Annotated in this window: 14 protein-coding genes and 1 pseudogene; 6 read left to right on the top strand and 9 right to left on the bottom strand. The window is 69.2% G+C overall.

Annotated features, from left to right (window positions below; translation table 11 throughout):
* Nucleotides 1-376: 376 nt before the first annotated feature.
* From PYR72_RS04965 to PYR72_RS04990, 6 genes are all read right to left on the bottom strand, one after another.
* Nucleotides 377-757, bottom strand: coding sequence for a toxin Doc (locus PYR72_RS04965; RefSeq protein WP_275454080.1), 381 nt, complete (start codon nt 755-757; stop codon nt 377-379).
* A gap of 3 nt (nt 758-760) precedes the next feature.
* Complete coding sequence (locus PYR72_RS04970; protein ID WP_275454081.1) at nt 761-1006, bottom strand: antitoxin MazE7; 246 nt, start codon at nt 1004-1006, stop codon at nt 761-763.
* Nucleotides 1007-2323: 1317 nt separating this feature from the next.
* Nucleotides 2324-3241 (bottom strand): M1 family aminopeptidase, encoded by a 918-nt coding sequence (locus tag PYR72_RS04975; protein WP_275454082.1) that lies wholly within the window; start codon nt 3239-3241, stop codon nt 2324-2326.
* Between the two features lie 52 nt (nt 3242-3293).
* Nucleotides 3294-4085: an IS21-like element helper ATPase IstB gene (gene istB / locus PYR72_RS04980; protein WP_137311230.1), complete on the bottom strand. Its 792-nt coding sequence runs from the start codon at nt 4083-4085 to the stop codon at nt 3294-3296.
* On the bottom strand, nt 4085-5623 hold the full coding sequence (gene istA, locus PYR72_RS04985) for an IS21 family transposase (RefSeq protein WP_275454083.1): 1539 nt from the start codon (nt 5621-5623) through the stop codon (nt 4085-4087). The genes istB and istA overlap by 1 nt, the downstream gene beginning before the upstream one ends.
* A gap of 128 nt (nt 5624-5751) precedes the next feature.
* Nucleotides 5752-6675 (bottom strand): M1 family aminopeptidase, encoded by a 924-nt coding sequence (locus tag PYR72_RS04990; protein ID WP_275454084.1) that lies wholly within the window; start codon nt 6673-6675, stop codon nt 5752-5754.
* A gap of 424 nt (nt 6676-7099) precedes the next feature.
* On the opposite strand from PYR72_RS04990, the gene PYR72_RS04995 reads away from it, so the two are divergent.
* From PYR72_RS04995 to PYR72_RS05010, 4 genes are all read left to right on the top strand, one after another.
* Entirely contained in the window at nt 7100-7990 is an 891-nt protein-coding gene (locus tag PYR72_RS04995; RefSeq protein WP_275454085.1) for an alpha/beta fold hydrolase, read from the top strand.
* A gap of 70 nt (nt 7991-8060) precedes the next feature.
* Nucleotides 8061-10013, top strand: a complete 1953-nt coding sequence (locus tag PYR72_RS05000) for an MFS transporter (protein WP_275454086.1) — start codon at nt 8061-8063, stop codon at nt 10011-10013.
* A gap of 149 nt (nt 10014-10162) precedes the next feature.
* A complete protein-coding gene (locus PYR72_RS05005) occupies nt 10163-11215 on the top strand; it encodes a zinc-binding dehydrogenase (RefSeq protein ID WP_275454087.1) in 1053 nt (350 codons plus the stop codon).
* 220 nt (nt 11216-11435) lie between these two features.
* The gene (locus PYR72_RS05010) at nt 11436-12077 is read left to right on the top strand and encodes a TetR/AcrR family transcriptional regulator (RefSeq protein WP_275454088.1); all 642 of its coding nucleotides are present in this window, start codon (nt 11436-11438) and stop codon (nt 12075-12077) included.
* Nucleotides 12078-12213: 136 nt separating this feature from the next.
* On the opposite strand, the gene PYR72_RS05015 is transcribed toward PYR72_RS05010, so the two are convergent.
* Entirely contained in the window at nt 12214-13527 is a 1314-nt protein-coding gene (locus PYR72_RS05015) for an MBL fold metallo-hydrolase (protein ID WP_275454089.1), read from the bottom strand.
* 776 nt (nt 13528-14303) lie between these two features.
* Between PYR72_RS05015 and PYR72_RS05020 the strand changes: the two genes are divergently transcribed.
* Together PYR72_RS05020 and PYR72_RS05025 are read left to right on the top strand one after the other, a co-directional pair.
* Nucleotides 14304-17168, top strand: a complete 2865-nt coding sequence (locus PYR72_RS05020; RefSeq protein ID WP_275454090.1) for a glycoside hydrolase family 2 TIM barrel-domain containing protein — start codon at nt 14304-14306, stop codon at nt 17166-17168.
* Nucleotides 17169-17212: 44 nt separating this feature from the next.
* Entirely contained in the window at nt 17213-19411 is a 2199-nt protein-coding gene (locus PYR72_RS05025; RefSeq protein ID WP_275454091.1) for a glycoside hydrolase N-terminal domain-containing protein, read from the top strand.
* A 65-nt stretch (nt 19412-19476) separates the two neighbouring features.
* Here the strand turns inward: PYR72_RS05025 and PYR72_RS05030 are convergent, their stop codons facing one another.
* On the bottom strand, nt 19477-20052 hold the full coding sequence (locus PYR72_RS05030) for an RICIN domain-containing protein (RefSeq protein WP_275454092.1): 576 nt from the start codon (nt 20050-20052) through the stop codon (nt 19477-19479).
* Between the two features lie 208 nt (nt 20053-20260).
* Nucleotides 20261-21166: pseudogene (locus tag PYR72_RS05035) on the bottom strand (cell wall anchor protein); the annotation flags it as partial.
* Between the last annotated feature and the right edge of the window lie 390 nt (nt 21167-21556).

Below are 21556 nucleotides of genomic sequence, written 5' to 3' on the forward strand. Positions count from 1 at the left end.
CATGGCACCCTCAAGTGATCAACGCACCACCCATGGATGATCGTGGTCGTGGAGGCACGGGTGCGGGACGACGGTTTTCGCTGGCTCAGCGTTCGCGGCTGCCGATGACGCGGCACACGGCACTTGTTGTGGTTGGTTGCGGCAGAAGGCGTTGATGACATGATCTTCTGTCCACGGCGGCTTTGTACCTCCCGTCCACATTCGCGCCTTTCGTCGGCCATCGCGGACAATCTGCTGTGGCTGACTCGCCGGGCTTGCTCCGTGCCGTCCACCGCACGGCGTGCCCACGAGCTGACACTGCGCCCAGCCTGCCGGTCGCAACACCTCAGCACTGGGCCCGGTTTTAGCCGTATCGGCTGAGCCCATGGGGCGCTGATCATCCGGTGCTGCGCCAGGAACGCAGCCGGTCGGCGATGTCGTAGACGGTGAGCCGCAGCGCGCGAGTATCGGCGATCAGGTCTCGCCACGGCTCGAAGGAGTCGTCGACGTCCTCCCCCGAGGCCCGGAGGTACGCCACCGCCACGCCGTACGCGAAGTACACGTTGCGGGCCGGCAGCGGGCGCAGCAGGACGAGCTGCTCCAACAGGGCGGCGGCTCGCCAGCAGGCGTCGGGCTCGCCCGCCTCCAGTTGGGGTGTGTTCACCCGGTGCCGGGCGACAGCGGCCACCAGGCCTGAGTAGTCCCGGACTCCGAGTTCCTTGCCGAGCAGTTCTTCCTGTCGGTCAAGGAGCCACCGGATGTCGATATGCAGTTCCAAGGGTCAGGCCGCCTGCCCCGTCGGCCGGGCCGGTGCGTCGTCGGGAAAGGCAGTGTCGAACGCCTCGGCCAGACCAGGCCGGGCGATGATGTCGCGGAACGTGGCCGTCGCCTTGCTCAGGGCGATCTGGTTCTCTTCCTCTATGGCCAGCTCTGCCAGGTAGGCCCGCACGCTCTGTCCGCGGGCTGCGGCGACCGCAGCGAACCGGTCCCTGGTCTGAGAGTCGACCTTTACGGTGGTATCAGCCATACCCCGAGTATGCACCCATGGGTACCTTCGCGAATACCTCGTCGAGGCTTCAGCCGCATTTCGATCACCGGAAGTGCATGGTCGACGCCGAGTGGGCTGAGACGAGAGTCCCGTGCGGCTGAGTCGTGCGGACCTTCCCGCTGCCCCGGTATTCCCGAACAACCTCACTGGTGTGCGCTGATAGGCTCCCGTCGCCCACTTAGGGCATGCACATTTCATTCACGGCTGTCGGGGCTCTCGGGGTCGCGGCCGGCAGGGTGAGGGACGGGGGTTCCGTGGAGGTCAGCAAGGTCGTGCGACGCCGTCTGTTCGGCAGAGGGGGCGCGGCCCTGGCACTGAGCGTGGCCCTTGCCGCGGGCGCTCCGGCCCCGCGGTGCCGACAGGGACGGCGATGGCCGTCGGGGGCGACCGGACCGTCGGGGCGGGTGAGATCGTGCTTCCCGCCGCAGACCGTACAGGCACGCGCAACCCGGTGTTCATCGGCTTCGGTGACACAGGTGTGCTGTCGAACCCGAAGGTTCCACCGGCTGGAGCTGGACCGACTACACGACGCGCCGGACCCGGCAGGTGACCGAGTTCGCCGGCACTCAGCAGCCCAGTGGGCTCGCTCAGTCGGACACCTCCTACACCTTGTCGACCGACGCCGAGGGCGGACGCGTCGTGCGGTTCCGCGCGATGGGCTCCGGCAAGGACAAAGGCTCATCAGCGGGGACGGGAAAGCCGACCTGGTCTCCCGGGACAGCGTGGGCACTCTCTGGCACAACAACGGCGACGGCAAGGGAGCCTTCGGAGCGCGGGTGAAGGTCGCCATCGGCCGGCAGGGGTACGAGAGCTTTTTCTAGGCGGGCACCTCTCGGCCACGTCGTGACGTGCGTCATGCCCCTGGTGCGGGAATCGCAAGGGGCATGAATGCCGACGTGCCCTGTCCACGCGGACGAACAGGTCCGCTGGCTGCCCCGGCGACAGCCATCCGGTATCGCCCTGCCCGGCAACGACTCGGGCGGGCCAACAGCGCCTTCCCGGCACCATAGCGAGGTACTGACATGCGCCACACCCTTCTCACACCTCTGGTGGCGCTTGCCCTGACCGGATGCTCGTTCCTGGGCCAGGAGACCACGTGCACCGAGGCCGACGCGGACTCACAGGTCGCCGCCGTGTGGCGGCCCGCCGACTTCGGCACTCGGGATGCCGCGTGGATCCGGCTGTGCGTGGACGGCATGTGCGAGGAGCGGACATCAGGCAGTCCTGACGACCCGTTCGCCACGCTGGCCATCCCGCTCACCGACGACATCGGCGACGCCACCGTGCCGGTACAGCTCACCGTGACTTCCGTGGCTCGATCACCGACGCGGACGTCTCGACAGTCAGCACTCCCGTCAGGCACTGCACGGCTTCGGCGGCTGTCGCCTCGCCGTTGATCAGCATGTCCCAGGCCGTGGTGACGGCGACACCTCGCGCGGTCGCGGTGGGCAGGCGGGCGGCGTTGCGGAAGAACGCGTCTCTGGTCGTGGCGTCAGGTCTCGTCGAGGCGAAGGTCAGGTCTTCGTCGTTGACCAGATACAGGTCGGCTCCCGCCGGCAGGTCGAGCCGAGTCCGTTCGCCCGCTACCTCGACCTCGACGAGTGCCATCCGCTCAAGATGATCCCCGGAACCCTCGTAAGCGCCGACGGCAAGCACATGCGGGCGCGGCCGGCCCCCCGGACCCTGGGCGACCAGGGTGAACCCATCTCCGTCGCGGTCAAGAGTCAGCCGGTCGGTGCCCGCTGTTTCCAGCCATCCCGCACGCCACTGGTCCAGGTCACGTCCGCCGGCATCGGCGACCGCGTCGATCAGGTCCTCCAGCGTGGTGCTGCCCCAGGCATGCGTGGCGAAGTAGCTGGTCAGACCCGCGGAGAACCGTGCCTCGCCGACGTACGTCATCAACTGCCGCAGCACGGAAGCGCCCTTGGGGTAGGTGATGGCGTCGAACGTCGCTGCGGCCTCGGAGACGTCGCGGACCTGCTGGCGGATCGGGTGCGTCGTGGGTCCCTGATCCATGAAATAAGCTTTGAGCTTCTCGCCGGCCAGATGTGCTGTCCAGGCATCGGTGTACGACGTCACGCTCACCGCGGCCCAGTTGCTCGCGAACTCCGCGAACGCCTCGTTCAGCCACAGGTCGTCCCACCAGCGCATCGTTGTCAACGGCCATTTCGTTCTCCCCGTAGGCGGCCAGAAGTTCGCCCCGCTGGCGGCCATCGAGATGTCCCCGGTGGCGGCCAGATAATTCCCCGCCCTCGGGTCGGTCGGGTCAGCTGAAGGGCTTCACCCCCTGTCCGCTGGTGGCCTGGGTGAGCCGGTAACTGTCACCCTGAGTGACGACGATGTGAGCGTGGTGCATGAGCCGGTCGACCGTCGCGGTGGCCAGGGTCTTGGGCATGATCTCGTCGAATCCGGAGGGGTGAAGGTTGCTGCTGACGGCGACCGACCGGCGTTCGTAGGCGGCATCGACCAGGCGGTAGAAGCCTTCGGCAGCGTCCGGCGAGACCGGCAGGAGGCCGATGTCGTCGACGATGATCAGGTCCGAGCGGATGATCTTCGCGAGGGCTCGGGCGATCGAGTCGTCCGCGCGGTGCCGACGGACCAGGGCTCCGAGGTCCTCGATGGTGAACCAGGAGACGGTCAGCCCGGCCTCGATGGCGGTCTGGCCGAGGGCCTCGGTGAAGTGGCTCTTGCCGGTGCCGGAGGGCCCGCAGATGCAGAAGTTCTCCCGCCGGCCGATCCATTCCAGGGACTTGAGGGCGTCCTGGGTGGGGCGGGGGATGGCGGACTTGGTCTCGTCCCAGTCGCCGAAGGTCTTGCCGGTGGGGAAGCCGGCCCGCTTGCGGCGGGTGTGGAGGTTGGCCCGGTCGCGGCCGGCGGCCTCCTCGGCCAGCAGGACGCGGACGACCTCGGCCGGGTCCCAGCGTTGGGCCTTGGCGGTGGGGATCAGGTCGGCCAATACCCGACGCAGGTGCGGGAGTTTGAGCCGCCGGGTCAGCTCGATGGCCTCGGCGAGCGGGTCGCCGTTGGTGCCGGGAACGGTGCGAAGTGGGGTGGCCATCAGGCGGGATCGCTTTCGTCGTGCTCGGAGACGTCGGAGGCGGGCTGGGCGGGCAGGCCGAAAGAGGACCAGGCGGAGGTGCCAGGCTGCAGGGAGTGTTCCTCGCTGCGGCGGACGGGTTCGGTGTGCTCGCGGGTGGCCTGGTAGTCGACGATGGACAGCAGGTCCTTGTCCGCGAACCGGCCGGTGACCGCGGCGGTGCCCAGGGCTCGGTCGACCTCGGCCACCGAGTAGAGCTTGGACAGGGCGACGGCCTCGGCCATCTTCGCCTTGATGCGGCGGACCCCGCTGGCCCCGGCTTCAACCAGCCAGGACGCGGCCCCGGGACCGAGCTGGAGGAAGGCAGCCTCCTCAGCCGAAGTGGCCTTCGGGGTGCGGTCGTTGTCCTTGTTCTCCCGCGGCGGGTAGTGGGCGTCGTCCAGGACCGGGGTGCCCGGCTGCCCGCGGCGGTGGCGGGCGGCCTCGAGGGCCGAGCCGTCCTCGCCGACCGCGGTGACGATCAGCTCGTCGCCGTGGAACCGGGCCCAGACCCGGTTGTCGATCAGTTCGTGCGGAACCGAGTAGCGGACCCCTTCGACCGAGATAGTGGACTCCCAGTTCACCCGCCGGGTGGTGCCGAACGCGGCGGTGAACGGCCTCCTCGGCAGTGGGTGCAGCCGCTGTCGTTCCTCGGCGAGCCGCTCGATGGGCTTGCGCCGAGTCGCCCGGTGGGTGCGGGAGTTGACCTCGTCGCAGAACGCGCGGCAGGCCGCCTCCAGCTCGCCGAAGGTCTTGTAGTGGTCGCGCAGGTTGACGTCCTTCGGCACCAGGTCGGCCTTCGCGATCCGGACCGTCGCCTCGGAACCGCCCTTCGTCTCTGGGTCCGCGGGCAGGCAGGTGCGTATGGTCGTGCCGTAGTGCCGGGCGACCTCGACGATCTCCGGGTTGCGGACGGCGATCCCGGCAACGTGGTCGGTGGTGACCGTCTTCTCGTTGTCCGTCAGGACGTAGGCCGGCACCCCGCCGATCCGGCGGAACGTCGCGTCCAGACACGAGGTGACCGTCGGCAGCGTCTTGTCCCAGATCGGGATCACGATGCGGAAGCGGGACCAGGCCAGCCAGGCGCACCACAAAATGGTCTTGCGGCCGGCGATGGTCGGTCCGTCGCCGAAGTCGTACTGAATCCACAGCCCCGGCTCGGTCACCCACGGTCGATAGACCCGCCGCCGACCAGCCCTGAACTGGGCTTTCGCCTCGGCAACGGTGCGGCGGGTGGTGCGTTCCCCGCCGGTGAAGCCCATCGCGACGATCCTCTTGTGCACCACGTCCGCGCGGATCTTGCCGTGCGAGCGGACCACCAGTTCCTCGATCTTCGGCAGATAGTCGTCGATCGCGCGGGCCCGGTGACGGCGCTGGTCCGGGTGCTGGCCGGCGGCCCGCATCTTCACATAGCGGGCCACCGTGTGGTGGTCGACGCCGGTCAGTTCGGCCGCAGCGCGGTAACTGCCCGTGAGGTCGTACGCCTCAAGGATCTCCATGATCTCCCTGCTGTTCTTCACCCGCCCGAGCCTCGCTGAGCGGGATGCGTCCAATGCGAGCGGGGAGATATCTGGCCGTACGTGGGGAATCCCGTGGCCATCAGTGGGGCGGTAAATGACCGCCTATGGGGAGCTTGTCATGGCCGCCGTCACATCGTGACGATGTTGCCGAACCACATATGCGCGAGCTCGTGCAACAGGTACCGCGAGAAGACGTCCCACTCCGCCCTGGTCGGCGTGCTCCTGCGCAGGAACCAGTCCATCCAGGTGACGCAGCCGAAGTTCTCCAGTGCGCCAGGGAACTCGGGCGTGAAGACCTGGTCGTACTTGTGCTGCGGAAAGGGCATGCCGAACTTGCCGGCGAAGAACTCGAGCCCCTGGGTGGTCAGGGTGAACAGCTCGTCGGCGTCCCGGTCCAGGACCGAAGCCAGCGACTGCCGGCAGAAGAGCCCGAGATCATGACCAGCTCCGCGACGCCTCAACTCGTAGTACGGGCCCGCATTGATCACAGTGTTGTACGCCGCCAGCGGCGGCGTCGGCGGGAAGGTCCAGCGTCGCACGGAGCCGAGGTCCTCGATCCGCGGGTCACCGCTGTTGCTCAGCACCCGCCAGCCGGCAGGAGCGGTCACGGTGAACGCCCACGGTGCCTTGAGATCCGGCTGATCGAAGCAGGCCACCACGTACCGGGCGTAGTCGGGGCTGAAGTCGGTGAAGACATACGTCTCGCCGTCGGCGGGATCGACCGCCTTGTGCACGCCCCGGCCGTCGGCCGAGCACTCCGTCACCGAAACCACCGCGAGGACGTTGCGCTCGGCAAGACCGGTCAGCGCGATCCGGCCCTCAACAGCCGACCGCAACACGACCCCGTTGAGCGTGGCGCTCTCCACCATCGCCGCACAATCGACAAAGGTCTCGGCCCCGGGCCGGTGACACGTAAAGGTGATCGTCGACTCACAACGGACCCGCGAGCCGGTCAGCAGATCCGAAAGGTCCACGGCAACGTCATACCGCTCGACCGTCAGCAGGCTCGCCCGCCCCTCGGCCTCGGTTTGGGTCAGACTCCTGTCGCTCATCACTTTCCCTCTCGAAGATTCAGGGCGTCCAGTCGCCTGCCACCACGCTCGTCCGGCCTTTTCGGAAGCACCCGCACCGCACATCTCCTGTGTCGCCATCCGTCTTGGATTCTCCCGCTTCACACCAGCCACCCGGTCTTCCCGCATACAGGCCGACTCCGGCCCCGGACGGCTCCGCCGAACCTCTGGGATCACCCCCGGTACGCGGCGCTGCGCAAATGGCCAAGGCGATTGCACGGGGAGACATGCAGCAACCCGGCACCGTTCCTACCTTTGCCGCACGGTTTTTACACGCCGTCTGCAAGTCCGATACGCGGCTCTGCCGGTTCGGTGCGCGGTCCCGGCAGACGGGTCGGCCGATCGGTCATGACCCGCGCCGTGGCACCACCGTGTCAAGGCGGACGGCAGCCCTGGAGGAGCATCCATGAACAGCCGTACCGACATCGAAATCCCCTGTGGCGACACCTTCCTGGCGGCGTGGCTGTACCGACCGGCCGGCGAGGGCCGGCACCCCCTCGTGGTCATGGCCCACGGCATCGGGGCGGTGCGTGAGATGCGTCTGGAAGCGTTCGCCGAACGCTTCCAGGCCGCAGGGCTGGGTGTCCTCGTGTTCGACTACCGCCACTTGGGCGCAAGCGGCGGGCAACCGCGACAGCTGGTGAACATCGAACGCCAGCTCGACGACTGGGCCACCGCGACCGCATCGGCGCGATCGGTCGACTGGGTCGATCCGGACCGTGTCGCCCTGTGGGGCACCTCCTTCGCGGGGGGCCACGTGCTCGTCGCCGCGGCGCGAGACCCGCGTGTGGCGGCCGTGGTCGCGCAGTGCCCCTTCATCGACGGACGGACAGTCGTCCGGGCAACACCCCTCAAGGCCGCGTTCGGCATCAACGCCCTGGCGGTCGCCGACCTCGCGACCGGCGTCCTGCGGCGGGGACCGGTACTCGTCCGGGGAGCCGGTGAGCCCGGGTCCGTCGCCCTGATGACGACCCCGGAGGCACTGCCCGCCCTGCGCCGCATGGCACCCGACGGCTACCTCAACGGGGTGGCGGCCCGGCTCGCCTTCAGCACCGGCAGATACCGGCCGGGACGCGAGGCCGCGAAGGTCGACTGCCCCGTCCTGTTCGCGATCTGCGAGAAGGACCAGGTGACTCCGCCGGAGGACGCACGGCGGGCGGCCGCCGAGGCCCGGCGGGCCGAGGTGAGGACCTACCCCGTCGATCACTTCGGCATCTACTTCGACGACGCCTTCGAATCAGCCGTGGCCGATCAGTGCGCGTTCCTGACCGGTCATCTCCTGCCCGTCACCGACTGAGCCGCACCGCACCATCCCGAACCGCACCACCCCGCCCCGCCCCGCACCGCACCGCCGAAGGGAACGACCCGTGACGACGACCTCAGCCCCAGCCCGCCCCGGCGGCCACTCCGCCCTGCCGCCGACGGGACTGAGCCGCCTCTGGCACCGTCAGCTGAACCACTACCCCGAGACGGGCCCGCGCTCCGTCTACCTCGGCATCACCGTCCTCGCGACGGTGATCCTCTACTACGAGTTCTATGTGCAGGGCGCGGTCGCCACCCAGATCATCCGCGACTTCGGCTTCTCGTTCAGGGCCTTCGTGTTCGTCCAGGTCATCGGGGCGGCGGTCGGGGCCTGCGCGTCGGTCTTCGCCGGACTCGCGGACCGCTGGGGCCGCGCGAACCTCGTCGTCGGCGGCCTGCTGATCACCGGTCTCATCATTCTGGTCGGCCTTCCCAACGTGACCAGCGGAACCGGATACGCCGTCCTGTTCGCCCTGCTGAGCGTCGTCGAGGGCATCGTGCTCGTCGCCACTCCCGCGCTGATACGCGACTTCTCGCCCCAGGTGGGCCGCGCGACGGCCATGGGATTCTGGGCCCTGGGGCCGGTGCTGGGCAGCCTGCTGGTGACGGAGGTGTCCAGCTTCACGCTGGACGACCACCCCGACTGGCGGTTCCAGTTCCACGTCTGCGGGATCGCCGGTCTGGTCGTCTTCGTCATCACGCTCATCGGCCTGCGCGAGCTGTCGCCCGCGCTGCGCGACCAGCTGATGGTCAACATGCGCGACCGGGCACTGATCGAGGCGCGGGCCGCGGGCCTCGACACCGAGAAGGCACTCAAGGGCCACTGGCGTCAGATGCTGCGCCTCGACGTCGTCGGGTCCGCCTTCGCGATCAGCACCTACCTCCTGCTGTACTACACCCTGGTCGGCTTCACCGTCGTCTACTTCGCGACGGTCTACGGGTACTCCGAAGCGAGAGCGAACGCGCTCGCCAACTGGTACTGGATCGCCAACGCGCTCACCCTCGTGGTGATCGGCCTGCTCTCGGACCGCCTCCGGGTGCGCAAACCGTTCATGATCGTGGGCACGGTGATCGGCCTGGTCGGCGCGGCGCTCTTCGCGCTGTCGGCCACCGAGCACCAGAGCTACTACACGCTCGCGGGCTACTTCGTGCTCAGCTCGTGCGGTGCCGCCATGACCTACGCGCCGTGGATGGCGAGCTTCACCGAGACCGTGGAGAAGCACAATCCGGCCGCCACGGCGACCGGCCTGGCCATCTACGCCTGGACCGTCCGCATCGTGGTGACCGTGGCGCTCGCCGTCTTCACCCTCGCCGTCCCGGCCACGTCGACTCTGGTGGACAAGGCTCCGCCGATCCAGGCGATGCAGGCCGAGGACCCGCTGTCGTTCAGCATCCTGACCGGACTCGACCCGGCGACGGCCAAGGCTCTCGCGGCCCGGCCGACCCCGGAACCGGCCGTGCTGGCCAAGGCGTTGTCGACGGTGGCCGTCATCGAGGGAGCGAGCCAGGGCGAGGCCCGGGGCGTTGCCGAGACCGTCACCTCGGGTCAGGCCGCCGCCCAGGCGGTCGATCCCGCCACGCTGGCCGCGCTGAAGGCCGACCCCGCCGACCGGACCGCCGGATCGAAGGCGGCCCAGCAGATCCAACAGAGCCTGGGTGTCTCCCGGAGCCAGGCACTGAGACTCCTGACCGATCTCGGCGATCCGTCCGTCCAGGCCAGCCTGACGGCCGCGCAGAAGTACGGCGCGGACCTGCGGAAGTCGTCGACCGCCTTCACCCCGGAGCAGCTCGCCACGCTCAGGGCGGACGGCAAGGCGGTGGCGCGGGCCGCCCAGGAGAGCCCGGGCCAGTGGCAGACCTGGTGGTGGGTCTGCGCCGCCGGGCAACTGGTGTTCCTGCCCTTCGTGTTCCTGATGGCCGGCCGGTGGAGTCCACGCCGGGCCCGGGAGGACGAGCAGGCCCACGAGGAGATGGTCCGGCGTGAACTGGATTCCCTGCGGCAGCCCGAGGGCGTCTGAGCCCGTAGGACAGGGTCCGGGCCGGCCGGCGAGTGTTCCCGCCGGCCCGGACCGACCCGGCGGGCGACAGGCACGTACACGTCTGACGCCTGCCACCCTCAACCAACCACCAAGCCGGACGTAGGTCCGTACGTACGACAGGAGACGACATGTCCACCATGACCGCGGCCCGCTTTCACTCCGGGACCGGACGATTCGAACTCGCGGAGGTCGGCATCCCTGAGCCGGGGGAAGGGGAGGTTCTGGTCAAGGTGGAGGCGTGTGGCATCTGCATGTCCGACGTGCACCTGATCCAGGGCATGCTGCCGCCCATGGTCCCCGACGTGACACCCGGGCACGAGGCCGCCGGCACCGTCGCAGCGGTGGGAGACCGTGTTCCGGACCGGTGGAAGGCGGGTACCCGGGTGGCGCTCACCGCGGGCCGGTACTGCGGAGCGTGCCGGGCGTGCGAGCGCGGAACGGGACCGGACTCCTGCCTCGAACCCCAGGTCATGGGGTTGCACTACGACGGCGCCTGGGCGGAGTACGTGGTCGTCGACTCCGACCAGTTGGCCGCGATCCCCGACGGCCTTCCGTTCGAGCAGGCAGCCATCCTCGCCGACGCGGTCACCACGCCCTACGCGGCCCTGCTGGATACCGCGGCACTGCGCCCGTCCGAGGGCATCGGCATCTGGGGGCTCGGAGGACTGGGCACCCACGCCGTCCAGATCGCCCGGATGATGGGCGCGGCACCGATCATCGCGGTCGACATCGACCCCGCCACTCGGGAACGGGCGCTGAAGCTGGGCGCGGACGTGGCGCTCGATCCCGCCGAGGACGGCTTCTCCGAGCGTGTCCTGGAGCTCACCGGGGGACGCGGGCTCGAGGTGGCCGCGGAGTTCGTCGGACTGAACGCCGTACGCGTCCAGGCGGTCGCCTCGCTGGGGTACGGCGGCCGCGCCGTTCTCGTCGGACTGACCCCGGAACCGATCGTGCTGAGTGATCCGATCCCGTTCCAGACTCGGATGCAGAGCATCCAGGGTCAGCTGGGCGGAAGGCTGCGTCATCTGGAGGAACTGATCAAGCTGGTCACCCTGGGGCGGCTCGACGTCTCCGGATCGGTCACCGGCACCGTCGCGCTGACGGACATCCACGACGGGGTCCGGCGTCTCGACCGACGCGAGGGCAACCCGGTCCGCATCGTCGTCACTCCCCCGGTGTGACGGACCTGTTCCGGGTGTTTCCCGTCTCTTGGTTGTTGAGGTTCGTTCCTGAAGCGGTCACGCAAGCATCGGAGGGTACCCACAGGATGGTGGGCCGCGAGTGATGGCCGTCGCTGGAGCGCGCTCGCTGTTGCCCATCACTGCATCGTCTATCGCGCTGTCCGGTAGCTGGCTCTGTGTGACGCTCGGGCTTCCGTGGCGCACACCTATCATGTCTGTCATGACCACTCGGGCGGAGACGGTTCGTGCCAGCTATCACCACGGCGGCCTGCCTGCTGCTCTGCGTGCTGCTGCGATCGAGATCGTCCAGGAGTCCGGGGTGGCGGGTTTCTCCCTCTCGAAGGCGGCCAGGCGGGTGGGTGTCAGCAGCGGAGCACCGTACCAGCACTACCGCGACGGGGAGGCGCTGCTCGCTGACGTCGCGGTTGAGGGCTACCGCGAGATCGGCGGCGAGATGCGCCGTATCACCGATCTCGACCCGGCCGAGTGGCTCGGCGGGCTCGCCGCTGTGCAGACACGGTTCGCCCGCGAGCACCCGGCTGTGTTCGCCGTGATGTGCCACTGCGGGCTGGGTCCGGCCACCGACCCCGTACTCGCCGCCGAGGTCGAACGCACGGTCGACCTCGTCCGCGAGGTCGCGCGCCAGGCCGCTGGAGCAGACGGAGCCCACGAGCTGGCGCTCGCCTGTGTCGCCGTGGCCCAGGGTTTTGCCCGGCTCAGTTCCGACGCGTGCCTGGCGGCGGGGGCCACCCCGAGCGAGATGGCCGACCGAGCGAGGGAAGTGGTCACGCTGCTTGCCCGGAACGCCGCGGTCCGATCGCCTGTCCGTCACTCGGACGGACTGCCGACCGCAGGGAAGTGACGGAGCACTGGCGGCAGCGGCTCGGCCCGCCCCTGCAGTAGACCCAGCGGGAGTTGTTCCGCCCGGTGCAGGGTGCTACCAGGCCCGCGAGGGCCAGAGCGTTGCCGATTCGCGGAGGAGGTTGCGCGGAGCCCTGTCAGATCACGGATGTGGGTGTGCTGATCTCCTGTCGGATGGTGCGGGCGGCCACGGCGCCCACGGGGGCTCCGCTGTAGACGGCAAGCAGGCTTGCCATGCCTTCCAGTTCCTCCTGGGTGGTGCCGTTGGCGACGGCGAGGCGGATGTGCGGGCGCAGGCCGTCCGGTGCGGTGCCGGCGGCGGCGAGAGCGGCAATGCTGATCAGGCTGCGGTCACGGTGGGTGAGGACGCCGTCGCTCCAGGCGTCGCCGGTTGACCGGACGACCTGGCGGGCGACGAGTTCGCCGACGTGTTCGCGCAGGGTGGCGAAGACCCGGCCGACGGGCAGCCCGAGCTCCCGGCTGATCACCTCCAGGCCCGTGGCCCAGCGCTTGCCGGGGCCGTCGGCGAGTTCGGTGTGGACCGCGTCGATGGTGAGAGCCGAGAAGCCGCTGTTGGCCCAGTCGGGACGTTCGGCCGCCATCGAGTCCATAAGGACCGGCAGGTATTCCTCCAGCGACGTCCCGGCCTCCTGGGCAGCCTGGACCCCGTCCCGCAGGTCGGTGAGGTACGTGCGGTAGTCGGAGATCAGGGAGACGTCGGTGACGTTGCCGTGGCCGGGGATGACGATCGACGGGTCCAGCCGCTCCAAGGCACCGAGCAGATCGAGCCACTTGGCGGAGCCGTTGCCCGCGGAACCGGACTCCAGCACCGGATGCTGCCTGTTCTCCAGCAGATCGCCAGCGAACATGATCCGCTCGCCGGGCAGAAAGACGATCTGGTCGCCCGCGGTGTGCCCAGGGCCGAAGTGGCGCAGCTGCACGACCCGGCCGCCCAGGTCCAGGTCGAGTTCGGTGTCGTAGACAAGGTGAGGCAGCACGGTCTCGACGTCGGCGAGCAGGTCGGCGAAGTCACCGCCGAGGGCACGGATGGAACCGAGATGCCTCTCGCCCTCGGCGAGGAGTTCGTCCCGCTGGCTGCGATTGCAGATGATGGTCGCCTTGCCGGCAAATGCCTGTGCGCCCATCCCGTGCTCGGCGTGGAAGTGGGTCGCGGTGAGGTAGAGCCTGCGGTCACCCGCGACCTCACGGGCGGCGCTCAGTACCCGCTCGCCGTTGGCGCGCCCCAGACCGGTGTCGACGACCAGGGCGGAGTGCTGGCCGACGATGATCCCTACATTGGGAACCAGGAGCATGCCCCGGTCGGGGACGACAAAGACGCCGCGGGCGATCTCCTCTCGCCCGCTCGTGTCCACCAGGGGTGCCGGAAACGCTCCGAACGGCGTCGCGTTGACGTGCTCGTGCCCGCATGCTGCGGACGGGGTGTCGTTCATGGCCTGTCTCCTGTGCTGGCGATGCGACGGGTGAGACGTAGGGAATCCGGGGGCGGACGCCCGGTCGTCGGGCGGCCTTCCATCGATCTAAGAGATTCTTAGATCGATGGAGGGAATCTACCACGGAGATGGGTCCAGCCTGCGGGGAGTGCCCGCATGACATGTCGGTGGTCGTGACCTGCCGGGAACGGCTCGTTGGTCCGAGATGGACACGGTGGTTGAGCAGTTGCGGGCGAAGCTCGTGCGGATGTGCGGTCACGGCCTGGGGCCTCATCGGAAACCTGATCCCAAGGGGGACGAACCGCCCCAGCCAGGACCTCGATGTCTCCACCGAGAATCCGGCACCCGTGGCCAGTCTCTTGACGTCCAGGGGGGGAAGGAGGTCACCGCCCGGGTTGCCCAGGGCAATCGGCAGATCGCTTCGGTGCTCCAACTGTCGCCGCGCACGCTGGAAGGACATGTGAAGAACATCCTGAACAGGCTGGGATTCCATTTCCGCGCGAAGCTCGCGGCCCGGTGGGCGGCAGGCCACGAACTCACCCACGACATCCCTCGCTGAGCGAGCCCCGATCCGAGCGCGCACTCCACCGCCGCAGGCAACCGATTCAGGCAGCAATCGTTATCATCAACTCCCCCTCAGTCTTCTGATCAACGGCTGGCGCAAGGCGAGAGTCCGGGATGGCCACTGAGCTACACGCGGCTCTTGCCCCTCACCTCCTCCTCCCCTACCCTCGACGAGTAATAGAAATCGTTAACTGTCCTCCCGAAGGAAGCCCATGAGTGAGTCGCCCGCACCCGCGACGGCGTACTGGGAGAACCGTCTCCCCGGCAGCGGAAGGCGCCGGCCCCGGACGTCCCTCGGGGGCAGCACCCCCCGGATCGACCTCAACGGATCATGGCGCTTTCGGCTCTCGCCCCGTGTGCCCCGGGAGCACGACTTCGCGAAGGCCGATTTCGACGACTCGCTGTGGGCCCAGATCGTCGTGCCCTCCCATTGGCAGCTCCAGGGACACGGCGCACCCGCGTACACCAACATCACCTACCCGTTCGACATCGATCCGCCCCACGTCCCGGACGAGAACCCCACCGGTGACTACCGACGCACCTTCGAGGCTCCCTTCGAGCAGGGCGTGCTGCGGTTCGAGGGGGTGGACTCGTGCTTCAAGGTGTGGCTCAACGGTGAGGAACTGGGCTGGTCGACGGGAAGCCGACTACCCGTCGAGTTCGATGTCGTCCTGCGGCCGGGAGCCAATGTCCTCGCCGTGCGGGTGCACCAGTGGTCCGCCGCGAGCTACCTGGAGGACCAGGACATGTGGTGGCTCTCGGGCATCTTCCGTGATGTGTCGCTCCTGCCGCGCCCCGTGCTGGACGACCACTTCGTCCACGCCGGGTACGACCACCTGACCGGGACCGGCACGCTCAGCGTCGAGACCGGGGTTCCGGCCCGGCTGTCCGTGCCGGAGCTGGGGCTGTTCGACGTACCCGCCGAAGCCGAGCACTCCGTCGGGCCCGTGGAACCGTGGACGGCGGAGACGCCCCGGCTGTACGACGGCGAGCTCATCGCCGGAGACGAGCGCACCACGGTACGGATCGGGTTCCGGACCGTGGTGGTCGAGGACGGCATCCTGAAGGTCAACGGCCGCCGGGTGCTGTTCCGGGGCGTCAACCGGCACGAGTTCCACCCGGAGCACGGACGGGCCGTACCGTACGAGACGATGCGTCAGGACGTGCTGCTGATGAAGCGGCACAACATCGACGCCGTGCGCACCAGCCACTATCCGCCCCACCCGGCCTTCCTCGACCTGTGCGACGAACTCGGCCTGTGGGTGATCGACGAGTGCGACCTGGAAACCCACGGCTTCGAACGTGTGGCCTGGCGGAACAACCCCAGCGCCGACCCGGGTTGGCGCGAGGCGTACCTCGACCGGATGCTCCGCACGGTCGAGCGGGACAAGAACCACCCCAGCGTGGTCATGTGGTCGCTCGGCAACGAGTCCGGTACCGGCGACAACCTGCGCGCTATGGCCGAGTGGACGCACGACCGCGATCCGTCCCGCCCCGTCCACTACGAGGGCGACTGGACGAGCGACTACGTCGACGTCTACAGCCGCATGTACGCCGACACCGGGGAGGTGGAGCTGATCGGACGCCGCGCCGAGGCCCCGCTGGACGACCCGGTGGCCGACGGCCACCGGCGCCGGCAGCCCTTCGTCCTGTGCGAGTACGCGCACGCGATGGGCAACGGCCCCGGCGGACTGAGCGAGTATCAGGCACTGTTCGAGAAGTACCCCCGCTGCCAGGGCGGTTTCGTGTGGGAGTGGATCGACCACGGTCTCGCCCACCCGCTGCACGGCTACGCGTACGGCGGTGACTACGGCGAGCCCGTGCACGACGGCAACTTCGTCACCGACGGCCTGCTCTTCCCCGACCGCACCCCCTCCCCCGGTCTCGTGGAGTACAAGAAGGTGATCGAGCCGGTCAGGATCGAGGGGGAGGTCCCCGGTGAGCTACGGGTCACCAATCTGCACGGACGGCGCGATCTGTCGTACCTCACCTTCACGTGGGCCCTGGAACGTGAAGGAGAGACCGAGGCCGAGGGTGTTCTCACCGTGCCCCCGACGGGTCCCGGTGAGACCGTCACCGTGCCCGTACCGGATCTGCCTGTCACGTCAGGTGAGACCTGGCTGACCGTGCGCGCCGTGCTGGCCGAGGGCGAGCCCTGGGCGGAGCCGGGTCACGAGGTCGCCTGGGGACAGCTCCCGGTCCGGCCGCCCGCACCGGCCCTCGCGGCGGCCGGACCGGGTCCGGTGCTGTGGCGGGACTCCGGTTTCGCACTCGGACCCGCGCTGTTCGACGCCGAGGGGCACCTGGTCCAGCTCGGGGACCTGGCCGTCCGAGGGCCACGCCTGGACGTGTGGCGCGCGCCGACGGACAACGACCGCGGCGGCTACGAACCGGTCGAGCGCGCGTGGCGGTCCATGGGGCTGCACCGGACGCGGCACCGGCTGATCGAGGTGTCCGACGACGGCGACGGTCTGCTGGTCCGCGCCCGGGTCGGTGTCGCCGGACACGACCGCGCTCTCTTCGCCGAGTACCGCTGGAGGGCGGAGGAGGACGCCGTACGGCTCGTCCTGAAGGTGTCCCCGCACGGAGACTGGTCCCATCCGCTCCCCCGCATCGGTGTGCGCATGGAACTGCCCCGACACCTCGGCGCCGTCCGCTGGTACGGTCTCGGCCCCGGTGAGGCGTACCCGGACAGCCGCCGGGCCGGCCGCGTCGGCCGGTTCAGCAGGACGGTGGAGGAGATGCAGACGCCGTACGTGTTCCCGCAGGAGAACGGCCACCGGGCCGATGTGCGGTGGGCGGAGCTGACCGGCCCCGACCGCTCCGGGCTGCGGGTGCGCGGGCAGGAGCTGTTCGGGCTCACCGTGCGTCGCTGGACGACCGAGGATCTCGACGTCGCTCGGCATCTGCCTGACCTGGTGCCCGGCGAGACGGTCCACCTGACGCTCGATCTCGCTCAGCACGGCCTCGGTTCGGCGTCCTGCGGGCCGGGGGTGCTGCCGGAGTACACCCTGACGGCCACCCCCGTCGAGGCGTCCTTCGTCTTCTCCCCGCTGTCCGGCGACTCGAACTCCTGACACACCGCACCCGCAACACACCGCACCCGCACGGGAAAGAACCCATGACCGTCCACCACATCCACGACGACCGTCCCGCCGACCGATGGGAGGACGCGTTCCTCTCCGGCAACGGCGAGTACGGAATCATGGTCCACGGCGATCCGCATACCGAGCGCGTCGTCTTCAACCACCACCGCTTCGTGCTGCCCAACGGGACCCGCGACCTACCGCCCCCCGCTCTGGCCGGACGGATGGAGGAGATCCGCGATCTCATCCTCCAAGGACGGCCGTACGAGGCGCAGAAGTCGGCGGCCGAGGGACACCCGATCCTCTGGACGCAGCCGTTCCACCCCGGATACGTGATGCAGGTGGACGGTCGGGCGAACGGTCCGGTCCGCGGCTACCGGCGGACGACCGACTTCACCACCGGCGAGATCACCGTGCGCTGGAGCGACGACACCGGGGACCGGCTGCGGCGCAGCTTCGTCTCCCGTGCCGACGCGGTGGTCGTCCAGGCGTTCTCGGGGAAGGACCAGGACCTCATGGTCTCGCTCACCGGCAAACTGCCGGGCCGCCCCCCTCAGGTCGGCTACGAGCGCACCGTGTACGAGGAGGACGGCCGGACCTTCCTCCACATCGCCGGCCGGTACCCCGAGGGCCAGGGCGCATACGGATTCGAGGGCCTGGTCCTGCTGCACGCGCCCGGTGCCACGGTGGAGTTCGTGGGCGACACCGTGTACGTGCAGAACGCCGATGAGGTGCTGCTGCTGTCCAAACTGGGGCGGCACGAGACGGAGCGGAAGGACACGGCGGCCCTGGCGTCGGCGCTCACGGAGCTGACGGCCGACTACGCCGAACTGCTCGCCCGGCACACGGCCCTGCACACTCCCGCCTATCGCCGTACCGAGCTCGACCTCGGCGTCGACCCCGCCGACCGCGAGCGCCGGGTGCACGAACTGATCGCCCAGGGCTGCCAAGCCGCTCTGCTGGAGCGGATGTTCCACTCCGGCCGCTATCTGCTGCTCAGCTCCAGCGGGGTACTGCCCCCGCGGCTGACCGGCCTGTGGCTGGGCGCCTGGGGCGCCGCCTGGTCGGGCGACTTCACCACGGACGCCAACATCAACCTCCAGATGGCGGGCGCCAACCTGGGTGGGCTCCCGGAGGTCACCGAAGCCTACCGCTCACTCGTCCGCGGCCAGATCGACCACTGGCGGGACAACGCCCGTGCGGTGTACGGGGCGCGCGGCCTGCTGGCGCCGAGCCGGACGGACGGGGAGAGCGGCCACATCTTCCACTTCGATACCGACTGGCCGCTGATGATGTGGGTGGCGGGCGCCGACTGGCTGCTGTACCCGCTGCACGAACACGAGTCGGTGTCCGGCGAGCGCTCACCGGAGCTGGCCGGCTGGCTGACCGAGGCCGCCGAGTTCTTCGAGGACTTCCTGACCCGGACCGACGACAGCGGCCGGGTGGTGTTCGTCCCGTCGTTCTCCCCGGAGAACGCGCCGCGTTCGGCGTACGAGCCGTTCGCCGCCGTCAACGCCACGATGGACATCGCCGCGGCCCGCCACGCGCTGACCGTCAGCGGGGACCCGCGCTTCGCCGCGCTCCTCGACCGGCTTCCGCCCTATCTCGTCGACGAGCGCGGCGCGCTCGCCGAATGGGCCTGGCCGGGGGCGGAGCCCAGCGAGGAGCACCGGCACGTCAGCCACCTCTACCCGGTCTGGCCGCTGCACGAGATCACCCCGGACGACACCCCCGGCCTGGCGCGGGCCGCGCACCGTGCCCTGGAGCTGCGCGGCGACGAGAACCTGTCGGCGCACGGCAGCCTGCACCGGGCCTTCGCCGCGGCCCGGCTCAAGGACGCCGTGCTCGCCGAAGCCAATCTCCGCAAGATCCTCGACCGCGACATGGTCTTCCGGTCCCTGATGACCTCCCACAACCCGGACCTGGACATCTACAACGCGGACGCCGCCCACGCCCTGCCCGGGCTGCTCCTGGAAATGCTGGTGTACACCAGGCCGGGCGTCGTCGAACTGCTGCCCGCCCCGCCCGGCGCACTGACCCGCGGTGTGCTCCGCGGTGTCCGCTGTCACGGCGGGATCGTCATCGAGGAACTGCGGTGGAGTGCCGAGAGCCTGACGGTGGCTCTGCGGTCGGCCACCGCCCAGACGGTCACCTTGGTCCACCGCGCTTCGGGTCTGCGGGAGAACGTGTCGCTGCCCGCGGGAGAAGAGGTGAGGCGGGAAGTCGTCGTCTGACGGTCTGCCCGGCACGAGCGGGCCGGGCCCGGCCGCCCCCTGGCGGACAGGCCCGGCCGCACGAGCTACCCCACTTTCACCGCCCGCCATCGCTGGGGCGTGCCGCGGTTCACCGCCCACTGGACGCAACCGGCGCCGTCGGCCGTGCCGCTGCCGTTGTCCAGGCCCTTGCCGCTCATCCGGCTGACCAGGGTGTAGCAGCCGTTGCCGGCGTCGGACACCGTCCACTGCTGGGCGTTGCCGCCGTTCGCGGTCCACTGGACAACGTTGCCACCCTCGATGGTGGTGTTGCCGTTGTCCAGACACTTGCCGCTGTACAGGCTGGTCACCGTCCAATGGCCGTTACCCGCGTCGGTCAGGCGCCAGCGCTGGGAGTCGGCGCCGCTGTTCGCGGTCCACTGCATGGTCCGGGCGCCCTCCGACGACGTGCTGCCGTTGTCGAGGTTCTTGCCGCTGTACTCGTTGGTGAAGGTGTAGACGCCGGCCGTGATCGTTCCCTTGTCGCGGATCGCGGTGAGCGTGCCGAAGCCATGATGGTCGTAGCCGCCGCTGTTGGGGCCGTAGTCGCCTCCGCCGCCCTCGGCCCGGCTCTGGGACGCGTACCGCGCGGTGTAGGGCGCCGAGAGCCCCCTGCGGCCCACATAGTGGCTGTAGATCGACTCCCAGACCGGGCGGACGGAGCCACGACCGTCGGCGCCGATCGTGTCGTACTCGTCCCAGCGCTCCCAGACACCGGGCGCTCCGACGTGGACGGTGTAAGGCGGTGAACGGGACGTCGTAGCCGAGGTTGTACTTGGCGACGTACTCGCAGGCCTTCAGGAAGCGGTTGTTGCCGGCTCCGTAGAGGTCGTACCCCTGGTTCCAGGCCATCTCGCAGACCGTGCTCATGAGGCCGATCCCGAGTGCGGTGTGTCCTTGGTCCCGGCCGCTCTCCTGCCACTGTGCCAGGCCCTGGGAGTCGTACACGTAAGGGACGGCGTTGTTCAGCGACCCGTTGCCCGCGCCGTCGTGGAAGTAGTCGACGGCCCGTGTCACCAGGGTGTCGTCGTCGCAGAGGATGCCGATGGCGAGGACGGAGGCCATGTTGCACAGGTCCCAGCCGGCCCAGTAGTTGGTGATGTACGCCCCGTTGTGGTTGTCCAGGAACGAGTCGTTCAGCGGGTAGAACACCACGCGCATCATGTTCTTGAACGCGGTGAGGTCGAACGCGGAGTGCCCTCGCATCAGTTCGCCGGCGTTGGCGAACTGGTAGCCGTAGATTCCGGCGGCCAGGAACCGGTCGGCGCTGCCGTCGATCTTGGTGAGGGTGTGTGCCCACGCGTTGAGGATGTTCGCGGCGGTCTGACCGCAGGCCGTGTTCTGCGAGATCTTCCAGCGCAGGGCGTTCTGGTAGGCGGCGGCGATGTCGTGGTACAGGGTTCCGTAGTTGTCCGACGATGCGCTGCCTCGGTAGACGGTGGTCTGCGGGTTCGGGGTCCAGCCCGACTGGGCGTGGGAGTTGGCGAGCAGCTTCGACCAGCCGTCCCGCCAGGGCTGCAGTCCGGCGTTGACGACGGAGGTCATCCGGGCGAGGTCGCCCGCCGTGTGCAGGGCACTCGGGTGCTGGGTGACGGCTGCGGCCGGCCAGGCTCTGGTCAGGAGGCCGGCCGTCACGAGGGCCGCACCGCCCAGCAGGCGGCGTCGGCTCGGCCCGCGGTCGGGCAGGGGGCCGGAAGCGGTACTGCGGGGTCGCGGCTCACTGGGCGGATGCGTCATCGCATGTCCCTTTCTCGTGATCGAGACGGTGTTCCGGAAGTCGGAACCGCCTGTATCCGGAGCGGCATGACGCGCGCCCGGACACCGGAGGGCGGCCGACCGAAGAAGCCACCGCTTCGAGGGCCCGGTGATGGACTGGAGGATGACGTCGATGAGGACCAGGACGGGCGAGCCCCCGGTGGCGGGCAGGCTTCGACCACCCGAGCAGAGTGGACAACGTTTGCCCGGGTCTGACAGACAGCGTTAACCGTCGCGACCCATCACCTTAAGGACCGGGAACAAGGCTTTACCCACTCTTTACTGTCCCTACAGATGAGCGGTCGCGGCCTGCGGGAGCGTCAGCATGAGCTACGAACTGGGCATTCAGCCAATCCGTCCGATCTTCCCACC

The sequence above is a fragment of the Streptomyces sp. VNUA24 genome (assembly GCF_029167005.1).
In the GTDB taxonomy this organism is placed as follows: Bacteria; Actinomycetota; Actinomycetes; order Streptomycetales; family Streptomycetaceae; genus Streptomyces; species Streptomyces scabiei.

Excerpts from the sequence above, each read along its gene's own strand:
- PYR72_RS04995 (WP_275454085.1), top strand. The coding sequence starts at position 7,100 with ATGAACAGCCGTACCGACATCGAAATCCCCTGTGGCGACACCTTCCTG.
- PYR72_RS05025 (WP_275454091.1), top strand. The coding sequence starts at position 17,213 with ATGACCGTCCACCACATCCACGACGACCGTCCCGCCGACCGATGGGAG.
- istB (WP_137311230.1), bottom strand. The coding sequence starts at position 4,085 with ATGGCCACCCCACTTCGCACCGTTCCCGGCACCAACGGCGACCCGCTC.
- PYR72_RS05010 (WP_275454088.1), top strand. The coding sequence starts at position 11,436 with ATGACCACTCGGGCGGAGACGGTTCGTGCCAGCTATCACCACGGCGGC.
- PYR72_RS05020 (WP_275454090.1), top strand. The coding sequence starts at position 14,304 with ATGAGTGAGTCGCCCGCACCCGCGACGGCGTACTGGGAGAACCGTCTC.
- PYR72_RS04970 (WP_275454081.1), bottom strand. The coding sequence starts at position 1,006 with ATGGCTGATACCACCGTAAAGGTCGACTCTCAGACCAGGGACCGGTTC.
- PYR72_RS04975 (WP_275454082.1), bottom strand. The coding sequence starts at position 3,241 with ATGGCCGCCAGCGGGGCGAACTTCTGGCCGCCTACGGGGAGAACGAAA.
- PYR72_RS05015 (WP_275454089.1), bottom strand. The coding sequence starts at position 13,527 with ATGAACGACACCCCGTCCGCAGCATGCGGGCACGAGCACGTCAACGCG.
- PYR72_RS05005 (WP_275454087.1), top strand. The coding sequence starts at position 10,163 with ATGTCCACCATGACCGCGGCCCGCTTTCACTCCGGGACCGGACGATTC.
- PYR72_RS04990 (WP_275454084.1), bottom strand. The coding sequence starts at position 6,675 with ATGAGCGACAGGAGTCTGACCCAAACCGAGGCCGAGGGGCGGGCGAGC.